Origin of the sequence: Streptomyces sp. NPDC085937, assembly GCF_044540535.1 — a bacterium.
In the GTDB taxonomy this organism is placed as follows: domain Bacteria; phylum Actinomycetota; class Actinomycetes; order Streptomycetales; family Streptomycetaceae; genus Streptomyces.
The window spans coordinates 69,062-94,004 of the sequence record NZ_JBITSH010000005.1; the positions used below are offsets into that span (position 1 = coordinate 69,062).

Here is a 24,943-nt window from a genome sequence, read left to right on the forward strand (position 1 = left end):
CCGAAAACGGGTCGGTTGCGTCGCGCAGCACGCCGAAGCGTCCGGTCAGCGGGTTGCCGCGTCCGTGAGGATCGCCCGCAGGCGGCTGCGGCACTCGACGGCGAAGGACGGGAACGTGTGCCAGTAGTAGGGGATGCCGGCGACGCCCACCGCGATGGCCCAGGCGCGGGCGCGGAGCCAGGTGAGGTCGTCGAGGGACAGGGTGTCCCAGTAGGCCCGGCGGGCCTCGGGCGGGAGGTCCCAGACGGGGGCGTGCTCGGCGTCGGGGTGGCCGACCGACAGGGCGCCGAAGTCGATCACCGCGTGGAGCGCGCCGTCCCGGGCCAGGAGGTTGGCCGGCCTGAGGTCACCGTGCAGCCACACGTGGGGCCCCGAGGGCTCGGGCAGGTCGAGCGCCGCCAGCCACAGCCGCTCCAGCGTGTCGATGTCGAGGACCGGCCCCGGGAGGGTCCGGCAGGCGTCGAGGCTCGCGCCGACCCACTCGTCGCACGGGACCAGACTCCCGCCCCGGTACCAGGAGAGACCGTCCGCCCGCGTCGCGCCCATCAGGTCCACGCGGTGCAGGTCCCGTACGACCGCCGCGAGGTCGGCGCCGAACGCCGCCCAGTCCCGGACGGCGCCCGGACCGGGCTCCTCACCGTCGATCCAGCGGTGGACCGACCAGGGCACCGGGTAGGCGTCGGTCGGTGTCCCGGCGTGGACGGGATCGGGGATCGGGCACGGCAGGTGCGGCGCCAGCCGGGGCAGCCACTCCTGCTCCTTCCGCAGGGACGGCGCCCCGTCCGCCGTCCGCGGCAGGCGCACCAGCAGGTCCTCGCCCAGCCGGTACATGGTGTTGTCCGTGCCGGCGCCCGCGGGAGCCAGGGGCAGGTCCGCCCACTCCGGCCGCTGCTCCCGCAGCAGTGACCGGACGAGCGCCTCGTCGACGGGAATCTCGTTCTCGTGGAGCGTCACCCGGGAAGTCTCGACGCCGTACCGAGCCGGAAGCCAGCGCTTTTCCCCGCCCCTAGGGGGTCCGCCCCCGCCCGGCGGCCGGCCCGCCGTACGCGAACCGGTGTCCGGCGAAGTCGGCGAGATGGACGTAGCCGACGCGCCGGTAGAGGGCGTTGCTGGTGCGGTTGGCCGGGTCGGCGAACAGGACGACGTCCGTGGCGCCCGCGCTCAGCGCCGCCCGGCTCACCTCGACCGTCACGGCACCCGCGTAGCCGCGCCTCCGGTGGCGGGCCGGGGTGTGGACGGGGTCCACCCGGACCATGCCGCCGACGACCGGGGTCACGGCGGCCAGGGACACGGGCGTGCCGTCCGGGGTCTCCCAGAACGTGAAGTGCCGGTCCGCGAAGCGCGACGCGCCCCACCTGCCGGCGTCGATCAGTTCGAGGGAGGGCCGTTCACCGACCTCGACGCAGAACTCGCGGCACCACCGCACCACGCGCTCGTGGTCGCCCGCCCCCGCGCGGCGACCGCGCCCCTGCGGGAGTGGCCGCGGCGGGGTGAGCGTGCCGAGACGGTACAGGTGCGTCCGCCAGAACGGCGTCGGGGCGGCGCCGCTGTGCCACTGCCAGGACGCGGCGAAGGCACCGGCGGTGTCGTGGTCCGCGACGACCTGGGCGGGGGAGTGACCGAGGCCGGCCAGACGGGCGGCGAGCGCGTCGGTCCGTTCGGCGGAGAGCGGGGTGAGGCCCAGCCGGCCGCGCGGGGTGAGGTAGCAGACCGCGCGGACCTCGCCGTCCGCCTCCAGCCGGCCGAGGAGCGAGGCCCCGGCGCCGGGTGCCCGCAGCGTCTCGATGTCCGTGAGCACGGTGTTGTGGAGGGCGGGCCGCGCGCGTAGGAAGCCTCCGGTCCGGGTGAGGAAGTCCTCGACGTCGTCGGTGAAGTGCCAGTCGTCGGGTCGCATGCCGCATCCTCCCGGACGAACCGGCCCCACCGGAACCACCGGGGCACGGGGCATGGGGCATGGGGCACGGGGCACCTGCGGCCAGGCCCCCCGCGCCGGCGATAGCGCACTCTTGCAAGCAGGGTGCTTGCAATTGTTAGCGGGGTGCGTCATGGTGGGAGGCATGGCATCCCTGAACGTCGGCGGTCTCGGTGAGTACCTGCGCGAGCAGCGGCGCAACGCGCAGCTGTCGCTGCGGCAGCTCGCCGACGCCGCCGGGGTGTCCAATCCGTACCTGAGCCAGATCGAGCGCGGGCTGCGCAAACCCAGCGCGGAGGTGCTCCAGCAGGTCGCCAAGGCGCTGCGCATCTCCGCCGAGACCCTGTACGTGCGCGCCGGCATCCTCGACGCCGAGCGCGACCGGGACGAGGTCGAGACGCGTGCCGTCATCCTCGCCGACCCGACGCTGAACGAGCGCCAGAAGCAGGTGCTCCTGCAGATCTACGAGTCCTTCCGCAAGGAGAACGGATTCGGGGGCACCGAAGAGGACGGGGAGGCGGTTCCCGCCGGGCCCCGGCCGGGTGCGGAGGCCTCCACCAGCAAGGGCGGCGAAGCCGCCGTGCGCCACGGCGGCGAGGCAGCCGTCGGCGACGACAGTGACCCGCGGCGGACGGCCGGCTGAGCCGGACCAGGGCACCGGCCACCCGCCGCGGACCACACAGACCCTCAGCCGAAACGACATCCGGGAGAACCATCACCATGGCCATCACCGACGACCTGCGCAAGACCTTCAGCGACCCGAAGCCGCTCTACTTCGCCGCCGGCACCGCCGACCTGGCGCTGCAGCAGGCCAGGAAGGTGCCGGCTCTGGTGGAGCAGCTGCGCACCGAGGCCCCGGCCCGCATCGAGGCCGTCCGCAGCACCGACCCCAAGGCCGTCCAGGAGCGGGTGACCGTCCGGGTGCGCGAGACGCAGGAGACCCTGCAGACGAAGGCCAACGAGCTGTTCGGCTCGCTGGACACCGACCTGAAGAAGCTCGGCGAGAGCGCCCAGGACCTCGCGCTGCGCAGCGTGGGCGTCGCCGCCGAGTACGCGGTCAAGGCCCGTGAGGCCTACGAGAAGCTCGCCGAGCAGGGCGAGCAGGCCGTGAAGACCTGGCGCGGCGAGGCCGCCGAGGGCATCGAGGACATCGCCGTGGCCGTCGAGCCGCCGGTCGAGCCCAAGCCCGCGACCCGTCCGGCCCCGGCCCCGGCCAAGCCCGCGACCGCCCCCGCCCCGGCGGAGGCCAAGAAGGACGTGCCCGCCGCCGCGGAGGCCCCGGCCCCCGGGAAGCCCGCGGCCAAGAAGGCTCCGGCGTCCCGCAAGCCCACGGCGAAGAAGACGACCCCGCCCGCGAAGTGAGCCGCGCGCGGACGTCATGAGCGGGACGAAGGCGCACGGGCCGGGCACTTACGCGGTGCCCGGTCCGTTTCTCCGGGTAGCCGACCGGCGGATGCGGGTACGGTGACGGCGGAAGACGGCGCAGGCGTGACCGGCGCGGTGCGTGACGACGGCGTGGTGGACGAGCCGAGTACGGGTGGTGGACGTAGTGCTGATGCAGGGCTTCGCCAATTTCATGTGGCTGTTGAGCATGGCTCTGATCGTGTTCAGCGGCTTCGCGCTGATCGACGCCGCCATCCGCCGTGAGGACGCCTACCGCGCGGCGGACAAGAAGACCAAGCCGTTCTGGCTGATCATCCTGGGCATCGCCTTCGTGGTGAATCTGATCTTCAACATCCTGTCGTTCCTGCCGATCATCGGCCTGATCGCGACGATCGTGTACATGGTCGACGTGCGCCCGGCGCTGCGCGGTCTGCCCGGCGGCGGACGCTCCCGCCGTGGCTCCAGCAGCGACGGCCCCTACGGCCCGTACAACGGCGGCCGCTGACCGGACCCGGCACGCCGGGTTCACGGGTGGGCGCCCCCGAGTCGTATCCGCGGGTGCGTCGTGGTTTCTCAGGCGGTTCCCCACGCCCCAGCGTCCCCGCGGGGCGCGGTCGTCGTGGCGCCTTCAGGGGCGCGGGGAACCGCGCGAACGGCCCAGGACGGCCCGCGGCCGCTCCGGAACCCCAGCCGCGCGGGCGCGAGACCGTGCCGGCGTCCGAGGCGGCCTCCGGCGCCGCTCAGCGCGTCCGGTCCAGCAGCAGCACCGCCACGTCGTCCGTCAGCTCCCCGCCGTTGAGGTCGCGGACCTCGTTCACGGCGGTCCGCAGCAGCTCCTCGCCGCTCAGGCCCTCGGCCAGCCGGCGGCGGATCATCTCCACCATGCCGTCCTGGCCGAGCCGCTCGCCCGTGTCGCCGACGCGGCCCTCGATCAGGCCGTCGGTGTAGAGCATCAGGCTCCACTCGGCGCCCAGCTCCACCTGCATCCGCGGCCAGCGGGCGCCCGGCAGCAGCCCGAGCGCCGGGCCGTTGTTGTCGTACGGCAGCAGCCGCGCGGGCATGCCCGGCCTGGCCAGCAGCGGGGACGGGTGCCCGGCCAGGCACAGGCCCGCCCTACGGCCGTCCGGCGCGATGTCCACCGTGCACAGCGTCGCGAAGATCTCGTCGTCCGGGCGTTCGTGCTCCAGCACCTGCTGCAGCGTGCTCAGCAGCTGGTCCCCGCACAGCCCGGCCAGAGTCAGCGCCCGCCAGGCGATGCGCAGCTCCACGCCGAGGGCGGCCTCGTCCGGGCCGTGCCCGCAGACGTCACCGATCATCGCGTGCACCGTGCCGTCGGGCGTGCGGACCACGTCGTAGAAGTCACCGCCGAGCAGGGCGCGCGAGCGGCCGGGGCGGTAGCGGGCGGCGAAGCGCAGCGGGGAGCCGTCCAGCAGCGGTGTGGGGAGCAGGCCGCGCTCCAGCCGGCGGTTCTCCTGGGCGCGCAGCCGGCCCTCGGCGAGCCGCCGCTCGGCGGAGTCGGACCGCTTGCGCTCCACCGCGTAGCGGATGGCGCGGCTCAGCAGCCGGCCGTCCAGCTCGTCGCGGACCAGGTAGTCCTGGGCGCCGACGCGCACCGCCTCCGCGCCGCGCTCGGTGTCGTCCGCGCCGGTGAGGGCGAGGACGGCGTGCCGGGGCGCCAGCTCCAGGACGTGCCGGAGCACGGCGAGCTCGTCGTCGGCGCCGCGGCCGGGCGCGGGCAGCGCCAGGTCCAGCAGGATGCAGTGGACGTCGTCGGTCAGCAGCCGCTCGGCCTCGGTGAGGTTGCGGGCGGTGCGGACGCGCATCGGCCGGCCGGACTGGTCGACCAGGTCGGGCACGACGGGCGAGCCGCCCGGGTCGTTCTCGATGAGCAGCAGCGTCAGGTGGGTGTGGGTGGTCGTCTCGGCCTTGTCCGGCGTGGTGCCGGTCCGGGCCGGGGCGTCGTCGGACGGGGTGGCCGCACGGGGGGCCGCCGTCCGGTTCTCGGGCAACTCCAGTGCGGACTCGTTCTGTGCGGCGGCCGGCGCCTGACCACCTTCCGCGGCCGGGATCGCTCTCTGCCGCGGTACGGGTGCGGGCATGGTTCCGGGTTCCTTCCCTCCCCCCGAGGGCATGGCGGGGGCGACGGATCTCGGTCCTGTTCCCCGCGTTCACGTTCGTGCACGGGCAGGGGATGCCCCTTCGAACGGGGACCATAGCGGGTGACCGCGCCGCAGCGGAATGGTGTGAACCACGCCGCCCGGCCAACGGCCGCTGTCATATGCCGCGTTTGCTACCGCAGTTGGACAGGCCGAAGACGCCGCGGGAATGACGAACGTCACGTCTGCGGGGGTTCGGCCGCATGATCCACGTGCGATGGGTCACGTGGCCGGTGTCACCGGGCCGTTGGGGCCCGCGGTCCCTCGTCCGGGCCGGTGGCCGGATCGGGCCGTACGACGCCCAGGATCGGCATCGAACCGGCCCCGGCGAGCGTCACCGTCCGCCCCGGACGGGGCGCGTGCACCATCGTCCCGTCGCCCACGTACATGCCGACGTGGCTCGCGTCGTCCCAGTAGATGATGAGGTCGCCGGGGCGCATGTCCTTGATGCCGACGCGCGTCAGCTGCTGCCACTGCTGCTGCGACGTGCGCGGGATGGCCCTGCCCGCCGACAGCCAGGCCTGCGAGGTGAGTCCGGAGCAGTCGAAGGTGTTCGGGCCCTCCGCGCCCCACTGGTACGGCTTGCCGATCTGCGCGGTGGCGTACGCCACGGCCTTGCGGCCCTGCTCGGTCGCCCTGGCCGTGATGTCGTCGAGGACGCCGGAGCTCAGCCAGCCGGCCTGGGCCCGGGCGGCGGCGCGCAGCTCCAGCCGGGCCAGGCGCTCCTTCTCCTCCTGCTCGAGCTCGGCCTCCAGCTTCTCGGCCGCCTCGATCTGCTTCTCGATGCGCTTCTGCGCCGCGGCCTTGGCCTTGCGGCCCGCCTCCAGCTTCCGCATCTGCACCCGGGCGTCCTCGGCGTACTGCTCCAAGTCCTGCTGGGTGCGGGTCATTTCCCCGATCAGGCCCCTGGTGGCGTGCTCGCCCTGGCGGACCCGTCCCGCGCCGTCGAGGAAGTCCTGAGGGTCGTCGCTCAGCACCAGGTGTGCCTCGGGCGGCAGCCCGCCGCCCCGGTACTGGGCGGCGGCCGCGGCACCCGCGCGGTCCTTGAGGCCGGCGAGCTTCTCCCGGCCCTCGACGATTCTCTTCGCCAGCCGGACGACCTGGGCGGTCTGCAGCTTGGCCTTCTCCTCGGCGGCGTTGTACTCGTCGGTGGCCTTGGCGGCCGCGCGGTACAGCTTCTCGAGCTTCTTGCGGACCGCCTCGAGTTCCTGGTCGCTGGTGACCACGGTGACGCTCGCGGTGGCGCCCGGGTCCGGTGGGGGAGTGGGAGCCGCGAACGCCGTACCGGGCGCGGCCAGTACGGTCACCGCGCAGACCACGGTCACGGCCGTCGTCAGCACCCCGCGTTTGCCCGCCCCCATGCGTGCCACCCCCGCCTGGTTAATCGTCAGTAACTTTTCGCTGCCGGGTGGATGCTGCCATGTCGGCGCCCGAAGCGACAGAGGGTGTGGATAACACCCTTTCCGTCACGGTGGTCCCCGTACGACGGTCATCCCGCCCGTGTGACGTACGGCCGTGGGAGATCGTTCCCGGTCGGAAGGGGTGCGGGCGGGGCTGCCGGGGCCGTCACCAGCCCTTGGGCGCGGCTGCCGGGGCCGTCACCAGCCCTTGGGCGCCAACGCCTCCCATCGCACGGTGACTTCGCCCTGACGCCACCGCGCCGGCCCGTCCGTCACAGGCCAGTCGGCCGTGAGGTCCCGCACGGTGCGGATCCAGCGCTGCCGCGCGCCGTAGGAGGCGTAGGGCGCGGCGGCCGCCCAGGCGCGGTCGAAGTCGCGCAGGAAGGCGTGCACCGGCTCGCCCGGGACGTTGCGGTGGATGAGCGCCTTGGGCAGGCGTTCCGCCAGGTCGGAAGGGCGGTCCAGGGAGCCCAGCCGGGTCGCGAAGGTGACCGTGCGCGGCCCCTGCGGGCCGAGCGCGACCCACACGTGCCGGCGCCCGATCTCGTCGCAGGTCCCCTCGACCAGCAGCCCCCCGCGCGATCCGGTCGCCGGGTCGGCCGGGGCGAGCCGCGCGCACAGCCGCCGCCACACGCCGGCGACCTCCCCCTCGTCGTACTGGCGCAGCACGTTCGCCGCGCGGACCAGCAGCGGGTTGCCCGGCACCGGGATCTCGAAGCCGCCGCGCAGGAACACCAGCCCCTCCCGTTCGTAGGGCCGGGCGGAGGCGACCCGGGCCGGGTCGATCTCGACGCCCGCCACCCGGGTGCGGGGCGCAGCGGTGCGCAACCGGTGCAGCAGTTCGAGCGCGGTCCAGGGTGCGGCGCCGTAGCCGAGGTCGACGGCTAGCGGGTCGGCCGCCCGGCGCAGTTCGGCGCCGTGCGCGGCGGCGATCCAGCGGTCCATGCGGCGCAGCCGGTTCGGGTTGGTCGTGCCGCGCGTCACCGTGCCCACGGGGGCGGAGGCGGGGCGCGGTGTCATGAGGACGAGGGTACGGGGGTACCCGCACCCGGTTCGCGGCGCGTGCACCGCACGGCCACGCATCGCACAGTCGAACGGTTGAGCTACTCATGGCAATGATTCGGTAAAGAACGCCCTCGACGGCGCCGCGCGGAAATGGGAACGCAACGTTCCGATGTTGACGTCGCCGAGGGAACTACGCCCTCTCCCAGCCGTGCACGCAGCGAGGAGGAACGCCACGTGAGCCAGTACATCGCGAGGCTCGGGCGGCGCTCCCCCGCCACCCCGTCGCGGCTGCGCCTGCACCGCAGGCCACGCCGCGTGGCGATGCTCTCCGTGCACACCTCGCCGCTGCACCAGCCGGGCACCGGCGACGCCGGCGGCATGAACGTCTACATCGTGGAGCTCGCCCAGCGCCTGGCCGCGATCAACATCGAGGTGGAGATCTTCACCCGGGCGACCACGGCCGCCCTGCCGCCCGTCGTCGACCTCGCCCCCGGCGTCCTCGTCCGGCACGTCGACGCCGGCCCCTACGAGGGCCTCGCCAAGGAGGACCTGCCCGCCCAGCTGTGCGCCTTCACCCACGGCGTGATGCAGGCGTGGGCCGGCCACCGCCCCGGCCACTACGACCTGGTCCACTCGCACTACTGGCTCTCCGGCCACGTCGGCTGGCTGGCCGCCCAGCGCTGGGGCGTCCCCCTCGTGCACGCCATGCACACCATGGCCAAGGTCAAGAACGCCAACCTCGCCGACGGTGACACCCCCGAGCCCGCCGCCCGCGTCATCGGCGAGACCCAGATCGTCGCCGCCGCCGACCGGCTGATCGCCAACACCGCCGAGGAGGCCGACGAACTCGTCCGGCACTACGCAGCCGACCCCGGCAAGGTCGCCGTCGTCCACCCCGGCGTGAACCTCGGCCGCTTCCGCCCCGCCGACGGCCGCGCCGCCGCGCGCGCCCGCCTGGGCCTGCCCCCGGACGCGCTGATCCCGCTCTTCGCCGGCCGTATCCAGCCCCTCAAGGCCCCCGACGTGCTGCTGCGGGCGGTGGCCGTGCTGCTCGCCGAGCGGCCCGAGCTGCGCTCCCGCCTCTGCGTGCCCGTGGTCGGCGGCCCCAGCGGCAGCGGCCTCGCCAAGCCGGAGGGGCTGCAGAAACTCGCCGCGCGGCTCGGCGTCGCCGACGTGGTCCACTTCCACCCGCCGGTCGGGCAGGAGCAGCTCGCGGACTGGTTCCGTGCGGCGTCCGTGCTGGTCATGCCGTCGTACAGCGAGTCGTTCGGTCTGGTCGCCATAGAGGCCCAGGCGTCCGGCACCCCGGTGCTCGCCGCCGCGGTGGGCGGCCTCCCGGTCGCCGTGCGGGACGGAGACACCGGCTTCCTCGTCCGGGGCCACGACCCGGCCGCGTACGCGCGCGTGCTGGAGGACTTCGCCGACCGGCCGGAGCTCGCCGCCCGGATGGGAGAGGCCGCCGCCCGGCACGCCCGGTCCTTCGGCTGGGACGCGGCGGCCGCCGCCACGGCCGACGTCTACACGGCCGCGACCCAGGCCCACCGCCGTCACGTACGCTCCCACCATGGCTGACAAGGCGGCGGAAGCAGAGCAGCGGGCGGCACAGGTCATCGAGGGCGTGCTGAAGGACGCCGAGCTGGAGTGGGAGAGCCCCGCCTCCGGCACCTACGTGGTGAAACTCCCCGGCACCCGCAAACTGTCCACGACGGTCTCCCTGATCGTCGGCCGGCACACGCTGTCCCTCAACGCCTTCGTCATCCGCCACCCCGACGAGAACGAGTCCGGCGTCCACCGCTGGCTCCTGGAGCGCAACCTCAAGCTGTTCGGCGTGAGTTACGCCGTCGACCCGCTCGGCGACATCTACGTCAGCGGCCGGCTGCCGCTGCCCGCGGTCACCCCGGAGGAGGTCGACCGGCTGCTCGGCCAGGTGCTCGAGGCCGCCGACGGCAGCTTCAACACCCTGCTGGAACTGGGCTTCGCCTCCGCCATCCGCAAGGAGTACGAGTGGCGGGTGTCACGCGGCGAGCCGACCCGCAATCTGGACGCGTTCACGCATCTGCTGGAGCGGCCCTCGGAGGGCTGACTCCGCGCGTTGTGTGACCGTATGACGGCGGGGTCCGAACTGGCGTGCGGAAGCGGGCTGCTAGCCTGCCGCGATCCGGGCCCCGGACACGGGGGTCCCATGCATGAAGAGGACGTGCATGCGCACTGGCAGATCCGCCCTGGCGGCGGTGCTCGGCGGAACGATCGCCCTCGGGGCGCTGACCGCTCAGCCCGCCCAGGCCGCCGACACCGGCATCAAGGTGTCGAAGGTGGTCGTGAACAAGGGCAAGCCCATCGTGGTGGGCACCACCGAGACGAAGTACCCGACGATCAGCTTCCGGGTGACCTGGCCCGCCGGGCACACCATCAGCACCGCGTCGGCCATGCCGTTCATGTACCACGGCACGACGGCGGTCAAAGCCTACGAGGGCCCGGGCAACCAGGTCCTCCTCCACGACATGATCACGTGCCACGAGGACGGCTCGCGCGCCGCGAACTGCGAGGGGACGCTGCGCATCCGGCCCCGCGAGAACCTCGACTCGGCCGCGGACGCCACGACGTGGAAGCTGGCGTTCGTCGCCCTCCTGGACGTGAAGGGCAAGACCAAGCACGGGTACCTGAACAGCTCGGCCACCCTCCAGGTCAAGCGGGCCGCCCGGGCCACGGTCAACGCCTCGCCCGAGCCGGTGGTCAAGAACAGGACGCTCACCGTCACGGGCAAGCTGACGCGCGCCGACTGGGCGAAGCGCGCCTACTCCGCCTACGGAGGCAAGGCGGCCCGGCTCGAGTTCCGCAAGGCGGGCACCACCACCTGGAAGGCGGTCAAGACGGTGCGGGCGAACTCCACCGGGTCCCTGAAGACCACGGTGAAGGCGACTGCGGACGGCTACTGGCGCTGGATGTTCGGCCAGACGACCACGACCGGCGGGGCGACGTCGGCGGCGGACCACGTCGACGTGAGGTGACGCGTACGCCGTCGGGGGTCCGTGCGTGCGGACCCCCGACGGCGCGCTTTCTCATGGGCGTTCCGCGCTCCTGTACCGCCCCGGCGTGACCCCCACCAGCCGGCGGAAGTGCCGGGTCAGGTGGGCCTGGTCGTAGAACCCGGCGGCGGACGCGACGTCGCCCGGCGGCCACCCCTCCAGCAGCAGCCGCCGCGCCCGCCCGACCCGCCTGGACATCAGGTACTGGTGCGGCGGGATGCCGTACGCGCTGCTGAACGCCCGTACCAGATGGGCGGGATGGGCCGACAGCTCGGCGCCCGCCTCCGCCAGGGTGAGCCCGTCGGGCACCCGCGCGTCGAGCAACTCCCGCAGCCGCCGCGCCAGTACGGGGTCGGGGCGGCGGGGCGCGGCCGGCTCCCGCGACTCCAGATGCTCCCGCAGCCGCTCCCCGACCAGCGTCAGCCGGCTCTCCGCCTCCAGTTCGTCCCCCGGCCGCACCAGCGCGGAGTGCACCTGCCCGACGCGCCGGCGCAACAACGGATCGCGCAGGTCGGGCCGGTCCACGGCGGCCCCGATGAGGTCGTCGCCGAGCCGGCTGGAGTCCAGGTACAGCACCCGCTTGCGGAAGCCCTCGGCCGTGGCCGGCTCACCGTTGTGCGGGACGTGCGGCGGCAGCAGGGTCACGGTGTCGTCCGGGGTGCCGTGCTCGTGCCGGTCCAGGTCGTACCGCACGGCGCCGTCGTCGACGATGAGCAGCGTCCAGGCATCGTGGACGTGCATCGGGTAGGCGTACTCGGTGAACCGGGCGTGGAACACCTCGACGACACCGGGGAGGCGGGGCCGCCAGGCGGAGACGCTCGTGGGCGCCGGTTCCGGGGGCGGGGATGCCGGGGCAGGCATGCAAACAACGTACAAGACCGGGGACGGACCCGGGCGGCAGTCTCACGGCATGAGCACGAGCACCCGTTTCGACACGAAGATCGCCGTCCTGCTGCGCGAGGACCTGGAGCCCTGGCAGCGCCTCAACGTCACCGCGTTCCTGGTCAGCGGCCTGGGCACCCGGATCCCCGAGCTGATCGGCGAGCCGTACGAGGACGCGGACGGCGTCGGCTACCTGCCGATGTTCCGCCAGCCCGTGCTGGTCTTCCAGGGCACCAAGGAGGTCCTGAAGGCCGCCCACGAGCGCGCCCTCGCGCGGGCCCTGCCCCGCGCGGTGTTCACCTCCGACCTCTTCGCCACCGGCCACGACGAGGCCAACCGCGCGGCCGTCCGCGCCGTCCGCACCACCGACCTGGACCTGGCCGGCCTCGCCGTCCACGGCCCGCGCAACGCGGTGGACAAGGCGCTGAAGGGGGCGCGGATGCATCCGTAGGAGAGGGGGGATGTGACGGGGTACGTGCTCCGCGCGCACCTGTCGTGCGCCGCTGTCGAATCGGTACCATCGGCGACCGGCGGAATCGGGGGAGGCAGCCGCGTGTCGGGAGAGATCGCTGCACGGCGCAACACCTTGCTGGTGGCCACGGCGACCGGGGTGGTCGCAGGTCTGGGCCTCACCGGCGACATCATCTTCGACGTCTTCGAGGGGCGGACGGCGTGGGCGGTCTGCGGCGGGGCGGCTGTCGCAGCGGCCGCTCTGGGGACGTACGGGACGCTCAAAGCCCATCGAACTGCGGAACCCGCCCCGACGAACGCGGCGGCGGCATCCCGGGCTCTGCCACCCCGGGAACTCCCGCCCAGAGAGGCGCTGGCCGGCGACACCACCGCGCTGGAAGGGTTACGCGTTCATCTCAGTGACGTACCGACGCCGGGCAACCGCACCGCAGCCTCCACCGCCGGTGAGAGCCAGGCCAAGCTCGTCGTCGTCCATGGCCAGCCCGGCGTGGGCAAGACAGCGCTCGCCCTGAACGCAGCGCACCAGGTGAAGGACGCCTACCCGGACGGCCAGATCTACCTCGACCTGCGTGGCGACAGGGCGACGCCGCTCAGCAGCCGCGATGCTCTCGGACACATGCTGCGCAGTCTCCATGTGGCGCGGGAGGACATGCCGGATACCGGCGAGTCCCGCTCGGCGCTGTTCCGGACACTGACCGCCGGGCAGCGGCTGCTGCTCCTGCTGGACAACGCGCACAGCACGGACCAGGTCGAGCCCCTGTTGCCCACCGGCACGGGCTGCTCCGTACTGATCACCTCGCGACGGGCACTCTCTCTCAACAACGTCACGCAACGGGATCCCGTTCCGGTGCACCTGCCCGACGACCGGAACGCCCTCGCCGTACTCGCCCATTACGCAGGCCAGGAGCGCGTCGCGGCCGAGTTGGCAGCAGCCATGGACATCGTCCGCTTCTGCGGCAACCTCCCACTGGCGTTACGGCTGGTGGGTTGCAAAGTGAGGCAGCGTTCCGGAACGGGACTGGCGCGCATGCGGGACCTGCTGCAGAACGAACGCGAACGCCTGGACCACCTGAGGTATGGGAACCGCAGCCTTGCCGCGTGTCTCACGTTCAGCTTCCAGAGCCTCACACCCGCCGCACGGACGTCCCTCGCGCTCCTCGCCGCACTGCCTCCGGGTCGCTTGACGGACTGGCACTTCACCCGGTTCGCGGCCACCCGGGGGGCAGGGATCTCGGCCTGCGACGAACTGGTGGAGGTTGCGATGATGGAGGCACTCGACGACGGCAGCGAGGAAACCGAGGGCGCCTACCGCATGCATGACCTGATCCGTGTCTTCGCCGCTCGCCGATTCGAGGAACTCCCCCCGGAGGAGCGCAACGAGCTGGAGGAGCGGCTCGTCGGGGCGTACCGGGACGCGGTGGTTCACTGGGCGGCCTACCGGGCCCCCGAGCTGCGAGCGGAGGTCGACCCGGCAAAAGCGGCGGAGCTGGGGGACGAGCCGTCCGCGGCGGCCGAGTGGGTCGCCTCCGAGCAGGAGCGGCTCCAGTGGGCCATCGACCGTGCTCGGAATCTGGGACTCGACACTGTCGCGGCGGAGATCGGAGAGGCCCTGTCCTACTTCCTCGACGACATCACCCTGCCGCCCAACTCCGCGGACTGGCTGTTCACCGTGCCGGGAGACTCCCGGTCACGGGTGCAGGCCGGACTGCGCCGGGCCCGCGCCAGGGCCGCCCTGGCGGAGGGCGACCCCGACCGCGCGCTCACCCTGCTGTCGTCGGAGGACGACGACCCGACGGAGGCCGTCGCGAACCGGTCGGTGCGGGCGCGTGACGCGATGGTCGTGGCGCGGGTCTACTCGGTGAAGGGCGACTACCGCACGGCGCTCGACCGCATGGCGGCCGCGGTCGCACCGCTCCGTGACACGGGTGACTCCTGGCACACCCTCGAATCACTGGAACTGCTGGGCGAACTGCAACGCTGGACCGGTACGCCGGAGCTGGCCGAGCAGAGCCAGCGGGAGGCGCTGCGCATCGCGGAGGAAGCGGGTGACCTCAGGGTGAAGGCCCGGTTGCGCCGAACTCTCGCGGAGACGCTCGGCTACCTGCGCCGTCCGGAGGAGGCGGCCCCACTGCTCGAGGCGTCCCGCGACGACTTCCGCCTTCTCGGTGACCGCCTCTGGGAAGCGAAGGCCGAGTACGCCCTGGGCAAGATTTACCGGTTGCTCGGTGAGCGGGAGAAGGCACTCGAGTGCTACAGCCGGGCCGAGGGAATCTTCGGCCCCATGGGCGAGCGGCCTTGGCTCGGCCGGGTGCACAACGCACGGATCCGGGTGCTGGCCGGGATGGGGCGGCTCGAGGACGCGGAAGCCGCCGTCCGCGCCGCCCTCACGTTGTTCGAGCAGGTCGGAGCCACGATGTGGGTGGCCCACACCCAGCGGGACGTCGGGTGGCTGCGTCTGCGCGCCGGACGCCCGGAGGAGGCCGTGGTGCCGCTCACGCACGCCGTGGACGCCTGCGAGGCCGCGGGCGACGCCTACGCCGGCTCCATGGCTCACCACCTGCGAGGCGTGGCCCACCGCGAACTCGGCCGGTACGAGCAGGCGCACGCCGACTTCGACGCCGCTCTGGAGGTGTACCGGTCCGGCGCGTACCAGTGGAATGCGGCCGCTGTCGCCCATGACGTGATCCGCGCCCTCAGAGCGGAGGGCCGTGACGAGGAAGCCGGCGCCATGGAACGGGAGGTTTCGGCGACCAATCCGGTCTTCGTCCGCATGCACGGGCGGGACGGTGCGGTGGCGGTGCCGGACGAGGACTGAGCCGGCTGCGTCCGCGTAGGCTTTCCCCGTGCCCGCCCCCCGTCTGCATCGCGTCGCCGTCCTGGTGCTCGAGGGCGCGAAGCCGCTCGACGTCGGGATTCCCGCGCAGGTCTTCACGACCCGCGCGAGCATGCCGTACGAGGTGCGGGTGTGCGGGGCGGCGCCCGGCCTGGTGGCCGGCGGCGACGGCCTCGCGTACGCCGTCTCCCACGGCCTGGACGCGCTGGAATGGGCCGACGTCGTCTTCGTGCCCGGGTACCGGTTCCCGGACCGGGAGGACCCGCCGCGCGCCGTCGTCGAGGCGCTGATCGCCGCCCACGAACGGGGCGCGCGGCTCGCCGCCATCTCCACCGGCGCCTTCGCGCTCGCCGCCACCGGCCTGCTCGACGGGCGGCGCGCCACCACGCACTGGCACTACACCCGTGCCCTCAAGGCCCGGCACCCGCGCGTCCGGGTCGACGAGAACGTGCTGTTCGTCGACGAGGGCAGCGTGCTCACCTCGGCGGGCGCCGCCTCCGGCATCGACCTGTGCCTGCACATCCTGCGCGGCGACCTCGGCGTGGCCGCCTCCAACCACGCGGCCCGTCGGCTGGTGGCGGCGCCCTACCGCAGCGGCGGCCAGGCCCAGTACGTGCCGCGCAGCGTGCCCGAGCCGCTGGGCGAGCGGTTCGCCGCCACCCGGGAGTGGGCACTGCACCGGCTCGGCGACCCGCTCACCCTGGACGTGCTGGCCCGGCAGGCGGGCGTCTCGCCGCGCACCTTCTCCCGGCGGTTCGTCGAGGAGACCGGCTACACACCGATGCAGTGGGTGATGCGCGCCCGCGTCGACCTGGCCCGCGAACTGCTGGAGCGCTCGCAGCGCAGCGTCGAGCAGATCGCCGCCGACACCGGGCTCGGCACCGGCGCCAACCTGCGGCTGCACTTCCAGCGCATCCTCGGCACCACCCCGAGCGAGTACCGGCGCACGTTCACACGGGGGGAGTAGCGGGGCCCCCGCCGGGCCTGGCGGGATACTTGTGAACCATGGCGATCCCGCCACTGTCAGCGGCGGCGGCGGCGCGCGAGCCTGGGTGGTGAGAGGAAGGGACACCACTCATGACTCGCATCGCCATCAACGGATTCGGCCGCATCGGACGCAATGTGCTGCGCGCACTGCTGGAGCGCGACAGCGGCCTGGAGGTCGTCGCCGTCAACGACCTGACCGAGCCGGCCGCCCTCGCCCGGCTGCTCGCCTTCGACAGCACCGCCGGCCGCCTCGGGCGCCCGGTGACCGTGGACGGCGACACCCTCGTCGTCGACGGCCACCGGATCAAGGTGCTGGCCGAGCGCGAGCCGGCGCAGCTGCCGTGGGCCGACCTGGACGTCGACCTCGTCCTGGAGGCCACCGGCCGCTTCACCTCGGCCAAGGCCGCCCGCGCCCACCTGGACGCCGGCGCGCGGAAGGTCCTGGTCAGCGCGCCCTCGGACGGCGCCGACGTCACGCTCGCGTACGGCGTGAACACCGACGCGTACGACCCGGACGTGCACACGATCGTCTCGAACGCCTCCTGCACCACCAACGCGCTCGCGCCGCTGGCCGCGGTCCTCGACGACCTCGCCGGCATCGAGCACGGGTTCATGACGACCGTGCACGCCTACACGCAGGAGCAGAACCTCCAGGACGGCCCGCACCGCGACCCGCGCCGCGCCCGGGCCGCCGGCGTGAACATCGTGCCCACCACGACCGGTGCCGCGAAGGCGATCGGCCTGGTGCTGCCGAACCTCGACGGCAAGCTGTCGGGCGACTCGATCCGCGTACCGGTGCCGGTGGGGTCGATCGTCGAACTCAACACGACGGTCTCCCGTGACGTCACCCGCGACGAGGTGCTGGCCGCGTACCGCACCGCCGCTGAGGGCCCGCTGGCCGGCGTCCTGGAGTACTCGGAGGACCCGCTGGTGTCGTCGGACATCACCGGCAACCCCGCCTCCTCCATCTTCGACTCGGCCCTCACCCGCGTGGACGGCCGCCACGTCAAGGTGGTCGCCTGGTACGACAACGAGTGGGGCTTCTCGAACCGGGTGATCGACACCCTGGAGCTGCTGGCGCGAGGCTGAGCGCCGGCCCACCGAGTACGGAGAGCCGACCCCCTGTCGCGTACGTGCCCCCTGTCCACGGTCTCCGTGAGCAGGGGGCACGCGCGTGCGCGTCGGCGGGCGGGTGCTCAGGCACGCCGGTCGTCGCCGGAACGCCAGTGCCGCACCCCCACGTCACGCGCCTCCGGTACAGCCTGCTGTACCGCGGACAGGGGTGCTTCCCGGCGCGACGCCGGACTCCCCGCTCCCTAGCGTGGTGAACGCGGAACGGATCCGCGAACTCGACCCGGGAGCATCCGACATGACGACCGTCCAGTCCAAGGCGACCGACACCTCCGCCACCCACACGGCCCTCTGGGCCGTCGTGGCCGTCAGCGGTGTGGCGAACCTCGTCGCGTCCGTCGCCCAGGCCCCCCTCGTGGTGAACCTGGCCACCGGCCTCCTCACCCTCGCCGCCCTCACCGCCCTCGGTATCCGCCACGTCCGCGCCCGGCGCGACCGCGCCTGAGCGGCGGCCCCGGCGTTCGGCCAACCCCGCGGCTCGGCATCACCTCAGTCCCCTTCTGCGGCTCCTCGGCCACCCCGAGACCCCAACACCCGGAACCTGTCGGCGACATGGTTGGCCGGTGTCCCCACCTGAGGTCCACGACGCCCGCTCGCGTTGCGCGCGGTATTCCGTTCCTCGATTGTCCGTCACATGCCATACGCTGCGCCGAGGCAGCGTCCAACACCCGTTCGGGTGAGGGGGGACGCGCGGCCTCTTTCATCCTCATGTCCGGCGACCACCGGACTTCATCCTTGGGGGCACATCACTGTGCGCAGGCGCAGCATCGCGACCGCGACGGCACTCGCGGTCGTCCTCGGTTCCGCGGCTCTGGTGGGGGGCACGGCGGCACCGGCGGCGGCCGACTCCGCGAAAGTTCTTCCGGTGACGTCGGTCGGCGACATGGTCGTCGACGGGGCACACCAGCGGGTCTACGTCTCCGATCCGACCGGCGGAAAGATCGTCGTCACCGACTACAACGGCACCGTCAGGGCCACACTCACGGGTCTGGCCGGGGTGTCCGGCCTGGCCGTGTCCGACGACGGCGGCCAGGTGTACGCCGCCGTGACGAAGGACGACCGGATCGTCTCGGTCGACACCACCACGTACACGCAGACGGCGAGTTACCCGCTGGGCGCGGCGCCCGGCGACCTGGAGCTGGTGGACGGCCGCGTCTGGTTCGCCCACGGCGCGGACTTCGGCTCGCTGGACGTCTCCGGTCCCGAGCCCGTCGTACACCTCGGCCAGAAGGGTGACGCCGGCTTCTACGGCGCGAGCACCACCCTGGCGTCCGACCCCGCCGTCCCGGGCACCCTGGTGGCCGGTGACAGCAGCTACGTCGCCGTCTACGACGTCTCCGCCGACGGAGCCGCCCTGCGCGCCGCGACGTTCGTGGGCAGTGGCGTGAAGCAGCTGGACCTGACGCCGGACGGAAAGCAGGTCCTCACCTCCTGGGGCGAGGGCTACGGCTACAGCCTCGGCGCCTACTCGGCCACCGACCTCACCGAGCAGCCGGGCTATCCCATCGAGGCCTACCCGAACGCCGTGCGGATCGCGCCCGACGGCAGCATCGCGGGCGGCAGCTTCTCCTGGTACGACCCCGACGTGCACATCCACCGCCCGGGCGACCCGGTGCCGGTGCGGGAGTACGACTTCCCCAACACCGGCAACAGCAGCGGCGCCGACACCCTCGTGGACGGGGCCCTGGCCTGGGCGCCGGACGCCAGCCGGGTCTTCGCCGTGTCGGTCAACACCTACGGCACCCACACCCTGCGCGCCCTGACCGACCCGACCAAGGAGGTCCCCGCCCTCAAGGTGTCGGCCCCGGCCAAGTCGGAGCGGGCCAAGAAGCTCACCGTCACCGGCAAGCTCACCTCCAAGACGCTCCCGCCCGCCGGGACCGTCCTGACGGTGACGCGCACCGACGTCGAGTCGCCCAAGGGCAAGGCGCTGGCCGCCGCGAGGACGAAGGCGGACGGCACCTTCTCCTTCACGGACACCCCGCCGGCCGGCGGCAAGGTCACCTACAAGGTCGCCTGGGCCGGCGACGCCACGCACGCCCCGGCCTCCGGCGCGGCCGCCGTGGAGGTCTCGCGCAAGGCGACCTCGCTGACCCTGAACAACAACGGCAAGCTGTACGCGTACGGCAAGAAGGTCACCTTCACCGCGCACCTCGGCACGACGTACAAGAACCGCACCGTCTCGATCTACGCGGACCCCTTCGGCGCCGACAAGCCGAAGAGGCTGCTGAGGACCGGCAAGGTCAACTCCAAGGGCAACCTGTCGGCGACCGTCACCATGGGCCGTGACACCACCGTCAGCGCGGTCTTCGCGGGCGACGCCCGCTACGCCTCGAAGACGGTGAAGTCCACGGGCTACGCCAAGGTGAGCGTCTCCACCGGCGTCTCCAAGCACTACAGGACAGGCAAGATCGGCTCGACCAAGTACCACTACTTCCGCAAGAACACCGACCCCGTGTTCACCACGACCATGAGCTACTACAAGGGCCGCGCCCAGCGCCTCCAGGTCCAGGTCTGGTACGCGGGCGCCTGGCGCAGCACGGCGGCCGAGTACTTCGCCCTGAACAGCAAGGGCAAGTCGGTCGTACGCCTGGAGGCCCCGGGCGAGTCCGGCATCCGCGCCCGCATCCGGTCGTCGTACATCAACGGCTCCTCGGGCGACTCCGTCAACTCGACGACCCACGGCGCCTGGAAGTACTTCACGTTCACCCGGTGACCCGGACGCCATGAGGGCGCCTCTCACCCGCGCTGTACTCGCGGGTGGGAGGCGTCGGCGTTCCGCCCGCCGGTCAGGGCCTTGCTGGGTCGGCTACGCACCGAACCTCTTCCATCGCCCCTCGGAAATCACCTCGACGTCACCGTCCACCACCTTGACGGCCGTCTGCTCGTCGATGGCGTAGGACGGGACGCCGATGTCCGAGGCCCAGCGCTCCGCGTCGGCCATGGTGTTCTCCGGGAACGCGTCCAGGTGGGGGAAGAGCGAGAAGTCGACGACTCCCAGGGTGCGGTCGTCCGGGGCGGACGGCCACTCGACGAAGTACGCGCCGATCCGGGGTGTCATCACCATGCTGCCGGCGCTCACTCCTACCCAGACCGTGTCGGACAGCGACGGCAACAGGTCTGCCAGCCCGGACTCCCGCATCCAGTGGCACAGATAGGTCGCGTCGCCGCCGTCGGCCAGGAGTACGTCGGCGTCCCGGACCCAGGGCACCCATCGCTCCGCGCCGATGCTAGGCAGCGCGGTGAGTTCGAGGACACCGAGCGTCCCCCAGCCCAGACCGGTCAGGTGCTGCCGCAACGGCTCCGCGGCCGCGAGGCCCCGCACCGATGCCGGACCGCACATGGGGTGACCCCACTGTGCCGTCGGGATGCACAGGGCACGGCACTCGTCGATCGGCTTGCCGAGGAGCTCCACGAGAGCCGAGCGAATGCTCGGGTTCGTGACACCGCCCGAGGTGAGCAAGAGTTTCAAGATGCCTCCAGACGCGCGCACGGAAGGTGGACACACCTGAGGACTCCGGTCAGAGCTTGAACTCACCGCGATTCGGCAGACGTTGCCATTCCTGGACCAGCGTGGTGGCGGCCCGGGCCGGGTGGACTAGGGTGCTGGCCATGGCTGTGGACCGAGAAGGCGTGAGGGTGCCCCGACTACGGCCTGCCGACGTCGCGCGGCGAGGGGTTGTCTTCGGCCTGTTGGGCGTGGTGCCGCTCGTGCTGGTGACCATGAGCATCAGTGACCACAGCGATCGAGAAGAGTTCCTGGCTGTCTTCAGTGCCCTGGCAATCTTCGGTGCGTTCTTCCTGGTGGTCGGCGCCGGCTTCTGGTGGCTCAGCAAGGAGGACATCCGACGCCTGCGGGACTGGAGCACCATCACCACGCAGGCCGCCTCGGTCACGATCATAGGGCCGACATTCCTGCGCTCGGGGCTGTGTCTCCTCGTTCTCGGGGCTGCTGCCTTCGGGCTGTACCACCTCGTGGACGCCGCGCCTTACGACAGCTGGTTGTACGAGTAGAACTCGCCCCGGCCCGGAGACGGCCCAGGGTATGAGAAGAGCCCCCTCCCGGACGGAAGGGGGCTCACTCGTGGGCGCTTACTTCTTCTTGCCCTGGTTCTTGACCGCCTCGATCGCCGCAGCCGCCGCCTCCGGGTCGAGGTACGTGCCGCCCGGGGTGACCGGCTTGAAGTCGGCGTCGAGTTCGTAGGACAGGGGGATGCCCGTCGGGATGTTCAGGCCCGCGATGTCGGCGTCCGAGACGCCGTCCAGGTGCTTGACCAGCGCGCGCAGGCTGTTGCCGTGGGCGGCGACCAGGACCGTGCGGCCGGTGAGCAGGTCCGGGACGATCGAGTCGAACCAGTACGGCAGCATCCGGACGACGACGTCCTTCAGGCACTCCGTCTGCGGACGCAGCTCCGGCGGGAGGGTCGCGTAGCGCGGGTCCGAGAACTGGGAGTACTCGGCGTCGTTGTCCAGCGCGGGCGGCGGGGTGTCGTAGGAACGGCGCCAGAGCATGAACTGCTCCTCGCCGAACTCCGCGAGCGTCTGCGCCTTGTCCTTGCCCTGAAGGGCGCCGTAGTGACGCTCGTTCAGGCGCCAGCTGCGGCTGACCGGAATCCACAGGCGGTCGGCGGCCTCCAGTGCGAGCTGCGCCGTGCGGATCGCGCGCTTCTGGAGGGAGGTGTGGAGCACGTCGGGCAGCAGGCCGGCGTCCTTGAGCAGCTCGCCGCCGCGCGTCGCCTCCTTCTCGCCCTTCGGGGTGAGGTTGACGTCCACCCAGCCGGTGAACAGGTTCTTCTCGTTCCACTCGCTCTCGCCGTGGCGGAGGAGGATCAGCTTGTACGGTGCGTCGGCCATGTGTCCGAGCGTAATCGACGCCCCACACGCCCCGCGCGCCCTGCCCGCCTGGCGGACGGTTGACGGGATCTGTTAATTGACTGGCCCCCGCGGGCCCCCTCTTCGTAAGTTGTGCTTGCTGCTTCAGCCGCTTACATCGCCAGCATCGCTCACACCGCTCACACGTCATCCCGGGCCGGCCCGGGCGCCTTGGGGGGCCACACATGTCAGTCACCGGAGTCAGACGGGCCGTACGCGAGTCCGTCTCGGGGCTTCCCAGCGCGTTCTGGTGGTTGTGGACCAGCACCCTGGTCAACCGGCTCGGTGCCTTCGTCGCCACCTTCATGGCGCTCTACCTCACCCTCGACCGCGGCTACTCCGCCTCCTACGCCGGTCTCGTCGTCGCGCTCCACGGCCTCGGCGGCGTCATCTCGTCCCTCGTCGCGGGCGTCATGACCGACCGGCTCGGACGCCGGCCCACCCTGCTCGTCGCCCAGACCGCGACCGCCCTGTCCGTCGCCCTGCTCGGCTTCGTGCACCACCCCGTCGCCATCGCGGCCGTCGCCTTCCTCGTCGGTATGGCGGCCAACGCCTCCCGGCCCGCGGTGCAGGCGATGATGGCGGACATCGTGCGGCCGGAGGACCGTATCCGGGCCTTCTCCCTCAACTACTGGGCCATCAACCTCGGCTTCGCGATCTCCTCCGTCGGAGCCGGGTTCATCGCCGAGGTCAGCTACCTCGCCGGGTTCCTGATCGAGGCGGGGATGACGCTGGTCTGCGCCGTGCTCGTCTTCATGAAGCTGCCGGAGTCCCGGCCCGAGAAGCAGCCCGCCGGCCCCGACGGCGCGGAGGACGCCGTCTCCTTGGGGACGGTGCTGCGCGACGGCCGGTACATGGGCGTCGTCGGGCTGTCCTTCCTCATCGCCCTCGTCTTCCAGCAGGGATACCTGGGACTGCCGGTCGCCATGGGCGAGGCCGGGTTCACCCCTGCCGACTTCGGCATGGCCATCGCCGTCAACGGTGTGCTGATCGTCGTCCTGCAGCTCCCCGTCACACGGTTCATCGAGCACCGCGACCCGCGCCGGCTGCTGATCGCCTCCTCGCTGCTGGCCGGGTACGGCTTCGGGCTCACCGCCTTCGCCGGGTCGGTCGGCGTCTTCGCCCTCACCGTCTGCGTGTGGACGCTGGCCGAGATCGTCAACGCCCCCACCCAGACCGGGCTCGTCGTACGGCTCTCCCCGGTGCACGGACGCGGGCGCTACCAGGGCATGTACACCATGTCCTGGGCGGTGGCCTCGCTCGTCGCCCCGCTGATGTCCGGGTTCGTCATCGACCGCTGGGGCGCCGCGTGGCTGTGGGGCACGTGCGCCGTGGTCGGGACGGTGGCCGGCCTCGGGTACGGACTGCTGATGCGCGGGCTGCCGAACGAGACGGGCACCGGACGCGAAGAACGCACCGAACGTGCCGAACGGGTGCGGCAGCCGGCGGACACCGTGAAGCGGTCCGCCGACGCGGCCGCCCGTACGGTCCCGGAGAGCAGCGCCTCCTGACCCCTCCCCTTACTCTTCCCCCGCATGCCGAAGGCCCCGGCAGCCGTCACCGGCGCCGGGGCCCTCGTACGGACCGACTCAGCCGCACTGGCACGGGCTGCCCGACTGGCACCCGCAGCCGCACCCCGAACCGCAGCCGCAGGCGGCGATCAGGGTGAGGTTCCTGACCTCGGCGGGTTGCTCGGTCTCGCGCTCCTGCGTGGGGTCGGGCGTCGTGCCGGGGGATTCGGCCATGGGTCCCTCCTCGGGGCTGGGGCCTGCGCACACCTCTCCCCATTGCACGCCCCGCCCGCCGGGCGCATCAACGGCGCATCGGGGGCGGCGGAAGCTCACCCGCGCCCCCGGTCGGCCCTCGCGCCCCCGGCCCGCCCTCGCGCCCCCGACCCCGCCCCCACGCCCCCCACCGCTCACGCCCCCCACCGCTCAGGTCTCCGGGCCACCCCCCCGCCCGCGGACCAACCCGCGGCGGGACCTCAGCCGGCCTCCACCCCCGGCACCGGAGGCACCGGCGCGATCTCCGGCTGCAGGTCCGCCTGGATCTCGTCCGCGTGCTCGCCGGTCACCAGGTACACCACCCGCTTCGCCACCGACACCGCGTGGTCCGCGAACCGCTCGTAGTAGCGGCCGAGCAGCGTGACGTCGACCGCCGTCTCGATGCCGTGCTTCCAGCGGTCGTCCATCAGGTGCTGGAAGAGGGTGCGGTGCAGCAGGTCCATCGCGTCGTCGTCCTGCTCCAGCTGGAGCGCCAGGTCGACGTCCTTGGTGATGATCACCTCGGCCGCCTTCGCCATCAGACGCTGGGCGAGCTGGCCCATCTCCAGGATCGTGGCGTGCAGGTCCCGCGGCACCCCGCGCTCCGGGTAGCGCAGCCGGGCCAGCTTCGCCACGTGCTGGGCGAGGTCACCCGAGCGCTCCAGGTCCGCCGACATCCGCAGCGAGGTGACCACGATCCGCAGGTCGGTCGCCACCGGCTGCTGACGGGCCAGCAGGGCGATGGCCCGCGCCTCCAGGTCGTGCTGCAGCTCGTCGACCTTCTGGTCGGCCTCGATCACGCTCTCCGCCAGTTTCAGGTCGGCGTCGAGGATGGCGGTCGTGGCGCGTCCGATCGCCGATCCGACCAGCCGGGCCATCTCCACCAGACCGTCGCCGATCGAATCCAGTTCCTCGTGGTACGCGTCCCGCATCGGAATTCCTCTCGTGCGTCTGTGTCCGGGCTGTCCGGGTCCGGGCTCTACGGGGCCTGGGGTCCCACCCACGCTCCCACGTTCCGTCCGCCACGCGTCCGGTTCCGTCACCTCGCGTGAACCGGTCCTGGCCTGTAGGTGAACTCTGGGCGACGAGTGTCCGAGGTCGCCCGCCGACCGCTGTGGGTAC

At 72.5% G+C, this 24,943-nt stretch carries 24 protein-coding genes; 14 read left to right on the top strand and 10 right to left on the bottom strand.

The window, feature by feature from the left end; translation table 11 throughout:
• Positions 1–45 precede the first annotated feature (45 nt).
• Together ACIF8S_RS12990 and ACIF8S_RS12995 are read right to left on the bottom strand one after the other, a co-directional pair.
• Positions 46–954 carry an aminoglycoside phosphotransferase family protein gene (locus tag ACIF8S_RS12990; protein WP_399999108.1) on the bottom strand — a complete coding sequence of 303 codons (909 nt, stop codon included), beginning with the start codon at positions 952–954 and terminating at the stop codon, positions 46–48.
• A gap of 52 nt (positions 955–1,006) precedes the next feature.
• Entirely contained in the window at positions 1,007–1,894 is an 888-nt protein-coding gene (locus ACIF8S_RS12995) for a GNAT family N-acetyltransferase (protein WP_399999109.1), read from the bottom strand.
• Positions 1,895–2,057: 163 nt separating this feature from the next.
• On the opposite strand from ACIF8S_RS12995, the gene ACIF8S_RS13000 reads away from it, so the two are divergent.
• The 3 genes from ACIF8S_RS13000 (at position 2,058) to ACIF8S_RS13010 (ending at position 3,800) form a co-directional block, all read left to right on the top strand.
• Positions 2,058–2,555, top strand: coding sequence for a helix-turn-helix domain-containing protein (locus ACIF8S_RS13000; protein ID WP_399999110.1), 498 nt, complete (start codon positions 2,058–2,060; stop codon positions 2,553–2,555).
• Between the two features lie 77 nt (positions 2,556–2,632).
• Entirely contained in the window at positions 2,633–3,274 is a 642-nt protein-coding gene (locus ACIF8S_RS13005) for a hypothetical protein (RefSeq protein ID WP_399999112.1), read from the top strand.
• A gap of 193 nt (positions 3,275–3,467) precedes the next feature.
• Positions 3,468–3,800 (top strand): DUF2516 family protein, encoded by a 333-nt coding sequence (locus tag ACIF8S_RS13010; protein WP_078540800.1) that lies wholly within the window; start codon positions 3,468–3,470, stop codon positions 3,798–3,800.
• Between the two features lie 235 nt (positions 3,801–4,035).
• On the opposite strand, the gene ACIF8S_RS13015 is transcribed toward ACIF8S_RS13010, so the two are convergent.
• The 3 genes from ACIF8S_RS13015 to ACIF8S_RS13025 form a co-directional block, all read right to left on the bottom strand.
• The gene (locus ACIF8S_RS13015; RefSeq protein ID WP_399999113.1) at positions 4,036–5,394 is read right to left on the bottom strand and encodes a PP2C family protein-serine/threonine phosphatase; all 1,359 of its coding nucleotides are present in this window, start codon (positions 5,392–5,394) and stop codon (positions 4,036–4,038) included.
• A gap of 293 nt (positions 5,395–5,687) precedes the next feature.
• Positions 5,688–6,812 carry a C40 family peptidase gene (locus ACIF8S_RS13020; protein WP_399999114.1) on the bottom strand — a complete coding sequence of 375 codons (1,125 nt, stop codon included), beginning with the start codon at positions 6,810–6,812 and terminating at the stop codon, positions 5,688–5,690.
• Between the two features lie 237 nt (positions 6,813–7,049).
• On the bottom strand, positions 7,050–7,871 hold the full coding sequence (locus ACIF8S_RS13025; RefSeq protein ID WP_349799031.1) for a class I SAM-dependent methyltransferase: 822 nt from the start codon (positions 7,869–7,871) through the stop codon (positions 7,050–7,052).
• Positions 7,872–8,090: 219 nt separating this feature from the next.
• On the opposite strand from ACIF8S_RS13025, the gene mshA reads away from it, so the two are divergent.
• The 3 genes from mshA (at position 8,091) to ACIF8S_RS13040 (ending at position 10,864) form a co-directional block, all read left to right on the top strand.
• On the top strand, positions 8,091–9,428 hold the full coding sequence (mshA, locus tag ACIF8S_RS13030; protein WP_399999115.1) for a D-inositol-3-phosphate glycosyltransferase: 1,338 nt from the start codon (positions 8,091–8,093) through the stop codon (positions 9,426–9,428).
• Entirely contained in the window at positions 9,421–9,939 is a 519-nt protein-coding gene (locus tag ACIF8S_RS13035) for a YbjN domain-containing protein (protein ID WP_399999116.1), read from the top strand. Before mshA ends, ACIF8S_RS13035 begins: the two co-directional genes overlap by 8 nt.
• A gap of 118 nt (positions 9,940–10,057) precedes the next feature.
• The gene (locus tag ACIF8S_RS13040) at positions 10,058–10,864 is read left to right on the top strand and encodes a hypothetical protein (RefSeq protein ID WP_399999118.1); all 807 of its coding nucleotides are present in this window, start codon (positions 10,058–10,060) and stop codon (positions 10,862–10,864) included.
• Between the two features lie 51 nt (positions 10,865–10,915).
• Here the strand turns inward: ACIF8S_RS13040 and ACIF8S_RS13045 are convergent, their stop codons facing one another.
• On the bottom strand, positions 10,916–11,743 hold the full coding sequence (locus tag ACIF8S_RS13045; protein WP_399999119.1) for an AraC family transcriptional regulator: 828 nt from the start codon (positions 11,741–11,743) through the stop codon (positions 10,916–10,918).
• Between the two features lie 49 nt (positions 11,744–11,792).
• Here ACIF8S_RS13045 and ACIF8S_RS13050 point away from each other — a divergent pair, with 49 nt between their 5' ends.
• The 6 genes from ACIF8S_RS13050 to ACIF8S_RS13075 all read left to right on the top strand — a co-directional run bounded on the left by ACIF8S_RS13050 (position 11,793) and on the right by ACIF8S_RS13075 (position 19,902).
• On the top strand, positions 11,793–12,215 hold the full coding sequence (locus ACIF8S_RS13050) for a DUF2000 family protein (RefSeq protein ID WP_399999120.1): 423 nt from the start codon (positions 11,793–11,795) through the stop codon (positions 12,213–12,215).
• Between the two features lie 102 nt (positions 12,216–12,317).
• On the top strand, positions 12,318–15,050 hold the full coding sequence (locus ACIF8S_RS13055; protein WP_399999121.1) for a tetratricopeptide repeat protein: 2,733 nt from the start codon (positions 12,318–12,320) through the stop codon (positions 15,048–15,050).
• A 28-nt stretch (positions 15,051–15,078) separates the two neighbouring features.
• Entirely contained in the window at positions 15,079–16,035 is a 957-nt protein-coding gene (locus ACIF8S_RS13060; protein ID WP_399999122.1) for a GlxA family transcriptional regulator, read from the top strand.
• Between the two features lie 110 nt (positions 16,036–16,145).
• On the top strand, positions 16,146–17,144 hold the full coding sequence (gene gap, locus ACIF8S_RS13065) for a type I glyceraldehyde-3-phosphate dehydrogenase (RefSeq protein ID WP_356788748.1): 999 nt from the start codon (positions 16,146–16,148) through the stop codon (positions 17,142–17,144).
• 280 nt (positions 17,145–17,424) lie between these two features.
• On the top strand, positions 17,425–17,631 hold the full coding sequence (locus tag ACIF8S_RS13070) for a hypothetical protein (RefSeq protein WP_399999123.1): 207 nt from the start codon (positions 17,425–17,427) through the stop codon (positions 17,629–17,631).
• Between the two features lie 306 nt (positions 17,632–17,937).
• Complete coding sequence (locus ACIF8S_RS13075) at positions 17,938–19,902, top strand: YncE family protein (RefSeq protein WP_399999124.1); 1,965 nt, start codon at positions 17,938–17,940, stop codon at positions 19,900–19,902.
• A 93-nt stretch (positions 19,903–19,995) separates the two neighbouring features.
• On the opposite strand, the gene ACIF8S_RS13080 is transcribed toward ACIF8S_RS13075, so the two are convergent.
• A complete protein-coding gene (locus ACIF8S_RS13080; RefSeq protein WP_399999125.1) occupies positions 19,996–20,658 on the bottom strand; it encodes a Type 1 glutamine amidotransferase-like domain-containing protein in 663 nt (220 codons plus the stop codon).
• A gap of 140 nt (positions 20,659–20,798) precedes the next feature.
• Between ACIF8S_RS13080 and ACIF8S_RS13085 the strand changes: the two genes are divergently transcribed.
• A complete protein-coding gene (locus ACIF8S_RS13085) occupies positions 20,799–21,200 on the top strand; it encodes a DUF6336 family protein (protein WP_399999126.1) in 402 nt (133 codons plus the stop codon).
• A 78-nt stretch (positions 21,201–21,278) separates the two neighbouring features.
• On the opposite strand, the gene ACIF8S_RS13090 is transcribed toward ACIF8S_RS13085, so the two are convergent.
• Positions 21,279–22,040 (bottom strand): phosphoglyceromutase, encoded by a 762-nt coding sequence (locus ACIF8S_RS13090; protein WP_349798982.1) that lies wholly within the window; start codon positions 22,038–22,040, stop codon positions 21,279–21,281.
• Positions 22,041–22,243: 203 nt separating this feature from the next.
• On the opposite strand from ACIF8S_RS13090, the gene ACIF8S_RS13095 reads away from it, so the two are divergent.
• Entirely contained in the window at positions 22,244–23,569 is a 1,326-nt protein-coding gene (locus ACIF8S_RS13095; protein WP_399999127.1) for an MDR family MFS transporter, read from the top strand.
• Between the two features lie 78 nt (positions 23,570–23,647).
• Here ACIF8S_RS13095 and ACIF8S_RS13100 read toward each other — a convergent pair whose 3' ends face one another.
• Both ACIF8S_RS13100 and phoU read right to left on the bottom strand, forming a co-directional pair.
• Positions 23,648–23,803 carry a hypothetical protein gene (locus ACIF8S_RS13100; protein ID WP_006133908.1) on the bottom strand — a complete coding sequence of 52 codons (156 nt, stop codon included), beginning with the start codon at positions 23,801–23,803 and terminating at the stop codon, positions 23,648–23,650.
• A 239-nt stretch (positions 23,804–24,042) separates the two neighbouring features.
• Positions 24,043–24,753 carry a phosphate signaling complex protein PhoU gene (gene phoU / locus ACIF8S_RS13105; protein ID WP_399999128.1) on the bottom strand — a complete coding sequence of 237 codons (711 nt, stop codon included), beginning with the start codon at positions 24,751–24,753 and terminating at the stop codon, positions 24,043–24,045.
• Between the last annotated feature and the right edge of the window lie 190 nt (positions 24,754–24,943).

What these genes read in the sequence shown, in the direction of transcription:
- ACIF8S_RS12995 (WP_399999109.1), bottom strand. Translation starts at nt 1,894, where the DNA reads ATGCGACCCGACGACTGGCACTTCACCGACGACGTCGAGGACTTCCTC.
- ACIF8S_RS13000 (WP_399999110.1), top strand. Translation starts at nt 2,058, where the DNA reads ATGGCATCCCTGAACGTCGGCGGTCTCGGTGAGTACCTGCGCGAGCAG.
- ACIF8S_RS13005 (WP_399999112.1), top strand. Translation starts at nt 2,633, where the DNA reads ATGGCCATCACCGACGACCTGCGCAAGACCTTCAGCGACCCGAAGCCG.
- ACIF8S_RS13010 (WP_078540800.1), top strand. Translation starts at nt 3,468, where the DNA reads ATGCAGGGCTTCGCCAATTTCATGTGGCTGTTGAGCATGGCTCTGATC.
- ACIF8S_RS13015 (WP_399999113.1), bottom strand. Translation starts at nt 5,394, where the DNA reads ATGCCCGCACCCGTACCGCGGCAGAGAGCGATCCCGGCCGCGGAAGGT.
- ACIF8S_RS13020 (WP_399999114.1), bottom strand. Translation starts at nt 6,812, where the DNA reads ATGGGGGCGGGCAAACGCGGGGTGCTGACGACGGCCGTGACCGTGGTC.
- ACIF8S_RS13025 (WP_349799031.1), bottom strand. Translation starts at nt 7,871, where the DNA reads ATGACACCGCGCCCCGCCTCCGCCCCCGTGGGCACGGTGACGCGCGGC.
- ACIF8S_RS13035 (WP_399999116.1), top strand. Translation starts at nt 9,421, where the DNA reads ATGGCTGACAAGGCGGCGGAAGCAGAGCAGCGGGCGGCACAGGTCATC.
- ACIF8S_RS13040 (WP_399999118.1), top strand. Translation starts at nt 10,058, where the DNA reads ATGCGCACTGGCAGATCCGCCCTGGCGGCGGTGCTCGGCGGAACGATC.
- ACIF8S_RS13045 (WP_399999119.1), bottom strand. Translation starts at nt 11,743, where the DNA reads ATGCCTGCCCCGGCATCCCCGCCCCCGGAACCGGCGCCCACGAGCGTC.
- ACIF8S_RS13050 (WP_399999120.1), top strand. Translation starts at nt 11,793, where the DNA reads ATGAGCACGAGCACCCGTTTCGACACGAAGATCGCCGTCCTGCTGCGC.
- gap (WP_356788748.1), top strand. Translation starts at nt 16,146, where the DNA reads ATGACTCGCATCGCCATCAACGGATTCGGCCGCATCGGACGCAATGTG.
- ACIF8S_RS13070 (WP_399999123.1), top strand. Translation starts at nt 17,425, where the DNA reads ATGACGACCGTCCAGTCCAAGGCGACCGACACCTCCGCCACCCACACG.
- ACIF8S_RS13085 (WP_399999126.1), top strand. Translation starts at nt 20,799, where the DNA reads ATGGCTGTGGACCGAGAAGGCGTGAGGGTGCCCCGACTACGGCCTGCC.
- ACIF8S_RS13090 (WP_349798982.1), bottom strand. Translation starts at nt 22,040, where the DNA reads ATGGCCGACGCACCGTACAAGCTGATCCTCCTCCGCCACGGCGAGAGC.
- ACIF8S_RS13095 (WP_399999127.1), top strand. Translation starts at nt 22,244, where the DNA reads ATGTCAGTCACCGGAGTCAGACGGGCCGTACGCGAGTCCGTCTCGGGG.
- ACIF8S_RS13100 (WP_006133908.1), bottom strand. Translation starts at nt 23,803, where the DNA reads ATGGCCGAATCCCCCGGCACGACGCCCGACCCCACGCAGGAGCGCGAG.
- phoU (WP_399999128.1), bottom strand. Translation starts at nt 24,753, where the DNA reads ATGCGGGACGCGTACCACGAGGAACTGGATTCGATCGGCGACGGTCTG.